The following is a 6,492-nucleotide window of genomic DNA, read 5'->3' as shown; positions in this document are numbered from 1 at the left end:
TGCTCGGACCCGCCGTCGGATTGGTGCCGTTGGCCTGCGCGGTGGTGGCCGCCGCGACGGAGTACGCCGCGGGACCGGCCAGCAGCGCGACGACCGCGGCCAGGGACGCGAGCCCCAGCAGCCGCCGCCGGCCCAGGAACCGCCCGGCGAGCAGCCCGGCGACCGCGACCGTGCCCGCGACGGCGGCCACCGCCTCGGCGACCGTGTACAGGGCGCCCTCGCCCGACACCCGCTCCAGCAGGACGACCGCCCACCCGGTGCTCCCGGCCACCGCCAGCGGCAGCACCCACGCCCACGGGACGGCCCGCCGCTCCCGCAGGGCCCGGTGCAGCAGCACCCCGCCCGCGCCCGCGAGCGCCGCGACACCGGGGGCCATGGCGGTCACGTAGTACGGGTGGAAGGTGCCCTCGGCGAGCGCGAAGGTCAGGTAGTGCAGCACGAACCAGCCGCCCCACAGCAGCAGCGCCGCCCGTTCGGGGTCCGTCCGGGGCGCCCGGCCGCGCAGCACCAGACCACCCGCGAGCGCGACGGCCGCGAACGGGATCAGCCAGGAGATCTGACCGCCCATGATCTCGTTGAACATCCGGTACAGGCCCGAACTCCCGCCGAAACTCGCCCCGTTGCCCTGCGAGCCGACCGACGAGGACGCGCCCAGGATGCGGCCGAACCCGTTGTAGCCGATCACCAGGTCCCAGACCGTGTTGTCGGTCGAACCCCCGATGTAGGGCCGCGAGGAGGCCGGGATCAGGTCGACGACCACCATCCACCAGGCGCTGGAGACCACCAGCGCGACCGCCGCCACCGCCAGATTGCGCAGCCGGCGGCCGAGGGGGACGCGCGCGGCCCACAGGTAGACCACGAGGAACACCGGCAGCACCACGTACGCCTGCATCATCTTCGTGTTGAACGCGAAGCCGATCGCGACCCCGGACCACACCAGCGGCAGCAGCCGCCCGGTGCGCACCGCGCGCATCAGGGCGGCGGCGCCCAGCAGCATCAGGAAGACCAGCACCGGGTCCGGGTTGGTGTCCCGGTCGATGGCGACCGTGATCGGCGTGAGGGCGAGCGCCAGCGCGGCGACGGTGGCCGCCACCGCCCCGAAGTCCCGCTTCACCATGCGGTGCAGCAGCGCCACCGAGCCGGTCCCGACGGCGACCATCGGCAGCGCCAACTGCCAGGTCCCGTACCCGAGGACGCGCGCCGACAGGCCCATCACCCACAGCGCGAACGGCGGCTTGTCGACGGTGATGAAGCTGCCCGCGTCCAACGCCCCGAAGAAGAACGCCTTCCAGCTCTTCGTGCCGCTGTAGACGGCCGCGTCGTAGAAGCTGTTGCCGGTCAGCGAGGTGATGTTCCAGGCGTACAGCGCGGTGGCCAGGGCGAGGACCGCCCACAGCGCGGGGCGGGCCCAGCGGGGGTCCTCCGGGGCGCCGGTGAACACCCGGCCCAGCCGCGAGGACGGCCGTGCCGGGCCCCGGTGCCTGCCCTCGGGGGCGGCGGGCGCGGGCGGTGGGGCGAGGGTCGTCATGACGCGTGCTCCAGGTGCTCGAAGGGCCAGGCGCGCGCCCCGGCGGGCAGGACGGCGGTGGTGTCGGCGCGGCGCCCCGACCCGGTGGGGCGGGCGACCGCGTGCCTCGACCTTCGGGGCCGTTCCTCGGTGCGCGCTGGGTGCGCGCTGAGCGGAGGGTGAGAATCAGCGGACTCACAGGCACGGCACAGCCGGAGCCGTCGCGCCCCGGGGCGCGCGCCCGCGGCGGCCGTTCGCGCCGTCCGCGGCGACCGGGGCGTGGACGGGCCGCCCCGCCGCGCCGCGGGCCGTCTAGACTTTGCCCCGCGACGGCCCGTAACCGTTGGCCGAAGAGAGCAAGATCTGCCAAAACCCGAAGGGTATTCGGCGTTTTGATACGGATAGATTCAGTCACCAAGCGGTACCCGGACGGCACGGTGGCGGTCGACCGCCTCTCGTTGGACATTCCCGACCGTGCGATCACCGTCTTCGTCGGGCCCTCGGGCTGCGGCAAGACCACGACCCTGCGGATGATCAACCGGATGATCGAGCCCAGCGAGGGCACGATCCTCATCGACGGCAAGGACATCCTCAAGGAACCCGTCAACACCCTGCGCCGGTCCATGGGTTACGTCATCCAGAACGCCGGTCTCTTCCAGCACCGCACGATCATCGACAACATAGCGACCGTGCCCCGGCTGCTCGGCTGGGACAAGGCCCGCGCCCGCGACCGGGCCCGCGAGCTGATGGGCCGGGTCGGCCTCGACCCCGCGCTCGCCAAGCGCTACCCCTACCAGCTCTCCGGCGGCCAGCAGCAGCGCGTCGGTGTGGCCCGCGCCCTCGCCGCCGACCCGCCGGTGCTCCTGATGGACGAGCCCTTCTCCGCCGTCGACCCGATCGTGCGCAAGGGCCTTCAGGACGAACTCCTGCGCATCCAGGACGAGTTGGGCAAGACCATCGTCTTCGTCACGCACGACATAGACGAGGCCGTGAAGATCGGCACCAAGGTCGCCGTGATGCGCACCGGCGGACGGCTCGCCCAGTTCGCGCCGCCCGCCGAACTGCTCACCGACCCGGCCGACGCCTTCGTCGAGGACTTCCTCGGCGCCGACCGCGGCATCAGGCGGCTGTCGTTCTTCCCCGCCGCCGGGCTCCCGCTGCTCACCACGCCGGTGGTCGCCGTCGACGCCACCGCCGAGCAGATCGCCGCCCGCGCCACCCCCGACGTGCCCTACCTCCTCGTCACCGGGCTCGACGGCAGGCCGCTCGGCTGGGGCGAGCCGCACACCCTGACCGCGGGCCGCATCGACCCCGCCCGGCTGATCGGCCACGGCCGCCCCTTCGAGCACGCCACCGAGTCGCTGCGGGCCGCCCTGGACTGCGCCGTCCTCTCGCCCACCGGGTGGGCCGTCGCGGTGGGCGCCGACGGCCGGGTCACCGGCGTGGTCTCCCAGCAGACCGTCGCCGAGGCCATCCGCAGCGCCCACGCGGCGGCCCCCGCCGATGAGAAGGCCGCCCGGTGAGCGGCCTGTTCGAGATACCCAGCGACCTCCAGAACACCTACTGGGGCCTGGTCGTCCTCCATCTGCGGCTGGCCCTGGTGCCGGTCGCCGCCGGACTGCTGGTCGCGCTGCCGCTGGCCCAGCTCTGCGTCCGGCTGCGCTGGCTCTACCCGCCGGTGCTGTGGGTGACCACCGTGCTCTACGCGGTGCCCTCGCTCGCCTTCTTCGTCGTCCTCATCGACTACACCGGGCAGACCGAGACGACGGTCATGATCCCGCTGGCCGTCTACAGCCTGGTGGTGTTCGTGCCCGCGCTCGTCGACGGCGTCCGCTCGGTGCCGCAGGAGACCATGGACGCGGCGACCGCGATGGGCCTCGGCCCGCTGCGCCGCTACCTCCAGGTGCAGCTGCCGATCGCCGCGCCCGCCATCATCGCGGGCCTGCGGGTGGCCACCGTCTCCAGCATCTCGCTGGTCAGCGTCGGCATGCTGATCGGCAACCAGGGCGGGCTCGGCAACCTGCTCAACGACGGCATGATCTACCACCAGCCCCGGCTGATCTGGCTCTCCGTCATCGGCACCGCCGTCCTCGCCATCGCCGCGGACGCCGCGCTGGTCGTCCTGCGGACGGTCCTGACGCCCTGGATGCCCCGCGGCAGGAGCGCCGCCCGCCCCGCACCCGCCGAGGCCCGGCCCGAACCGGCCGCGCCCGTCCTGAAGGACGCCGCCCGGTGAACGTACTCCACTTCATCCAGCAGTTCTTCAGCGACAGTGCCCACTGGCACGGCTACGACGGCATCCCCACCCGGCTGCGCGAGCACGTCCAGTACTCGCTGATCGCGCTCGGCATCGCCGCCGCCATCGGGCTGCCGGTCGGCCTGGTCACCGGCCACACCGGACGCGGCGGCAACAGCCTCGCGCTGATCGCCACCGCCGCCCGCGCCCTGCCCAGCTTCGGGCTGCTGGTGCTGATGTTCGTGCTGCTCGGCCTCGGCCATCTGCCGGTGATGATCCCGCTGGTGGTGCTCGCCGTGCCGCCGATCCTGGTCACCACGTACGAGGCCATGCGCTCCGTCGACCCGTCCCCGGTGGACGCCGCGCGCGGCATGGGCATGGCCGAGTCGCGGATCCTCTTCCACGTCGAACTCCCGGTCGCGCTCCCGCTGATCCTCAGCGGACTGCGCTCGGCGGCGATCCAGATCGTCTCGACGGCCACCATCGCCGCCTACGTGAGCCTCGGCGGCCTCGGCCGCTACATCGTCGACGGCCTCTACCAGCGCAACTACGAGAAGGTGGTGGGCGGCGCGAGCCTGGTCGCGGTGCTCGCCCTGGTCACCCTGGGCTTCTTCTGGGCGGTCGCCCGCCTCACCGTCTCCCCGGGGGTGCGCCGGGGCCACTGAGGACCCGGCGGCACCACGGAGGGCGGGCCCGGGACGGACACGATGTCCGTCCCGGGCCCGCCCTCCGTGGTGTGCTCAGCCCTCGGTGCGCGCCAGGGCCCGCTCCAGGACGACGAGCAGCGCGTCGCGCACCGAGCCGCGCTCCCGGGCGTCGAAGACCACTACGGGGACCCGGTCGGCGACGTCGAGCGCCCAGCGGACCTCGTCGATGCTGTGCTCGACCTGGCCGTCGAAGGCGTTGACGGCGACCGCGAACGGGATCTGCCGGTGCTCGAAGTAGTCGACCGCCGCGTAGCAGTCGTCGAGCCTGCGGGTGTCGACGATGACGAGGCCGCCCAGGGCGCCCTCGACGATGTCGTCCCACATGAACCCGAACCGCTCCTGCCCCGGGGTGCCGAACAGGTACAGCTTGAGCGTCGGGTCGATGGTGAGGCACCCGAAGTCCATCGCCACCGTGGTGGTGGTCTTGGTCGGGGTGTGGCTCAGGTCGTCCACGCCCGCCGCGACCTCGGTGATCGCGGCCTCGGTGGTCAGCGGCTCGATCTCGGAGATCGCGCCGACGGCGGTCGTCTTGCCCACGCCGAACCCGCCCGCGATCACCATCTTGACCGGCAGCGGCGGACGTACGGGGGCCACCGGTGCGGCCGGGGTGCGGCCGGCCGGGTCATTCGGTGTCACGGAGTACCCCTCGGGAGTCGGGGATGGCCCGGAGGCCATCGATCACCCTGCGCAGGACGGACGCGTCGCGGGTGATGTCGATGTCGGGCACGTACACCGTCAGATGACCGGCCGTGCGCAGGTCCTCGGCGAGGACCCGCACCACGTTCAGGTGCAGCCGCAGCCGGGCCGCGAGTTCCGCGATGGACTGCGGCAGCCGGCAGGCGGCGACGATGTCGTGCTGCTCGAAGGAGAGCCCGTCGAGCACGGTGAGCCCCCCGGCGGTGGCCACCACCTGGGTCTCTACGGGCACCGGCCGGCCGGTCGCGCTGGGCGCCACCCGACCGGCGGTGACCAGGAACGGCCGTACCGCGGGGGCGGGGCCGACCGGGTCCTGGCCCGGCTGTCTCAGTGCGTCCTCGCCGTCCGGTGGTCGGCCGTCGGCCATGTGTCTCGTCTTCCTTTCCGGACCGGTGGGTGACCGGTCAGCCGGTCTGCGGGACGCCGACGTTGTTCTTGAGCTCCAGGACGAGCTGCGGGCTGAGCGCGGACCCGGCCCGGTTGGCGAACAGCGTCATCTCGTAGGCGATGTTGCCGAGCTTGGCCTCCTTGTCGGCGACCACGCCGAGGACGGCGCCGCTGCCGATCGCGGAGACCAGGACGTGACCGCCCTCCAGGTCGATGATGACCTTGTTCAGACGGCCGAGACCGTAGTTGCCCGAGGCGCCCGCGGCCAGGCTGGTGATGCCGGACACGATCGCGGCCAGCCGCTCGGAGTGCGCGCGTTCCCGCAGCTCCGAGACGGCGATGAGCAGGCCGTCCGAGGAGACCGCGATGGCGTCGACGACACCCGCGGTCTCGTTGGCGAACCGGTTGAGCAACCAGGTGAAGTCGGCTGCGGCGGCCTGGAGATCGGTCGGCGTGACGCCTCCCGTCGGAGTGTCACCTGTCGACGTACTCACTGCTCCGCTCCTTCCGGGAGGTCGTTCTGGTGGTGCTGGTCGGTGGTTCTGTGGGGGGAGTCGGGCCGGGCCGCGACCGCGCTGTCGCGGTTGGCGCGTTCCACGGCCGCCTCGAACTCGTCGAGGGCGTCACGGACCGCGTCCGCGTCAGCGGGTTTCGCGGCCTGCCGGGACGACATCTGGTCGTCGTCGAGAGTGGTGCGGAGGGTGGCTCCGCGGACACGGCGGCGCAACGGGCGGGAGCCGTCGCCGGGCGGTGGTACGGACAGCGTCGGCTCCTCGGGCGTCGCCTCGGCGCGGGCCTTGGGGATGAACGGCGTCTGCCCGGACCGGACGGGCGGCTGCGCCTCGTCCCGGCGGGGCACACGGCGGGGGAGGGCGTCGGGGTGCTGATCGCCCCCGGGCGCCCGGTCCTGACCGGCCGCGGGGCGCGGCCCGGAGGGCGCGGGCGCGGGACGGCCGGTG

At 73.2% G+C, this 6,492-nt stretch carries 7 protein-coding genes and 1 pseudogene; 3 read left to right on the top strand and 5 right to left on the bottom strand.

Annotated elements, in window-relative coordinates:
* On the bottom strand, nt 1-1,528 hold a 1,528-nt coding region (locus tag GA0115242_RS12685; protein ID WP_093827725.1), incomplete at its 3' end, for an ArnT family glycosyltransferase.
* 371 nt (nt 1,529-1,899) lie between these two features.
* Between GA0115242_RS12685 and GA0115242_RS12680 the strand changes: the two genes are divergently transcribed.
* From GA0115242_RS12680 to GA0115242_RS12670, 3 genes are read left to right on the top strand one after another with little or no spacing between them, the layout of a single operon-like run.
* Nucleotides 1,900-3,030: an ABC transporter ATP-binding protein gene (locus GA0115242_RS12680; protein WP_161353114.1), complete on the top strand. Its 1,131-nt coding sequence runs from the start codon at nt 1,900-1,902 to the stop codon at nt 3,028-3,030.
* Nucleotides 3,027-3,743, top strand: a complete 717-nt coding sequence (locus GA0115242_RS12675) for an ABC transporter permease (protein WP_093827723.1) — start codon at nt 3,027-3,029, stop codon at nt 3,741-3,743. The genes GA0115242_RS12680 and GA0115242_RS12675 overlap by 4 nt, the downstream gene beginning before the upstream one ends.
* Nucleotides 3,740-4,408 carry an ABC transporter permease gene (locus GA0115242_RS12670; protein ID WP_093827721.1) on the top strand — a complete coding sequence of 223 codons (669 nt, stop codon included), beginning with the start codon at nt 3,740-3,742 and terminating at the stop codon, nt 4,406-4,408. Before GA0115242_RS12675 ends, GA0115242_RS12670 begins: the two co-directional genes overlap by 4 nt.
* Before the next feature lie 75 nt (nt 4,409-4,483).
* Here GA0115242_RS12670 and GA0115242_RS12665 read toward each other — a convergent pair whose 3' ends face one another.
* From GA0115242_RS12665 to GA0115242_RS41570, 4 genes and pseudogenes are all read right to left on the bottom strand, one after another.
* Nucleotides 4,484-5,086 (bottom strand): GTP-binding protein, encoded by a 603-nt coding sequence (locus tag GA0115242_RS12665; protein ID WP_093827719.1) that lies wholly within the window; start codon nt 5,084-5,086, stop codon nt 4,484-4,486.
* Nucleotides 5,073-5,513, bottom strand: coding sequence for a DUF742 domain-containing protein (locus tag GA0115242_RS12660; RefSeq protein ID WP_093827717.1), 441 nt, complete (start codon nt 5,511-5,513; stop codon nt 5,073-5,075). Before GA0115242_RS12660 ends, GA0115242_RS12665 begins: the two co-directional genes overlap by 14 nt.
* A gap of 37 nt (nt 5,514-5,550) precedes the next feature.
* Nucleotides 5,551-6,027 (bottom strand): roadblock/LC7 domain-containing protein, encoded by a 477-nt coding sequence (locus GA0115242_RS12655; RefSeq protein ID WP_093827715.1) that lies wholly within the window; start codon nt 6,025-6,027, stop codon nt 5,551-5,553.
* Nucleotides 6,024-6,492, bottom strand: a pseudogene (locus tag GA0115242_RS41570) (ATP-binding protein); the annotation flags it as partial. The pseudogene GA0115242_RS41570 and the gene GA0115242_RS12655, both read right to left, overlap by 4 nt.

This window comes from Streptomyces sp. SolWspMP-5a-2, assembly GCF_900091845.1.
In the GTDB taxonomy this organism is placed as follows: domain Bacteria; phylum Actinomycetota; class Actinomycetes; order Streptomycetales; family Streptomycetaceae; genus Streptomyces; species Streptomyces doudnae.
This window is presented reverse-complemented; position numbering and strand designations above follow the sequence as displayed.

Bases quoted from the DNA above. Each gene is read 5' to 3' on its own strand.
- GA0115242_RS12660 (WP_093827717.1), bottom strand. From the start codon at position 5,513: ATGGCCGACGGCCGACCACCGGACGGCGAGGACGCACTGAGACAGCCG.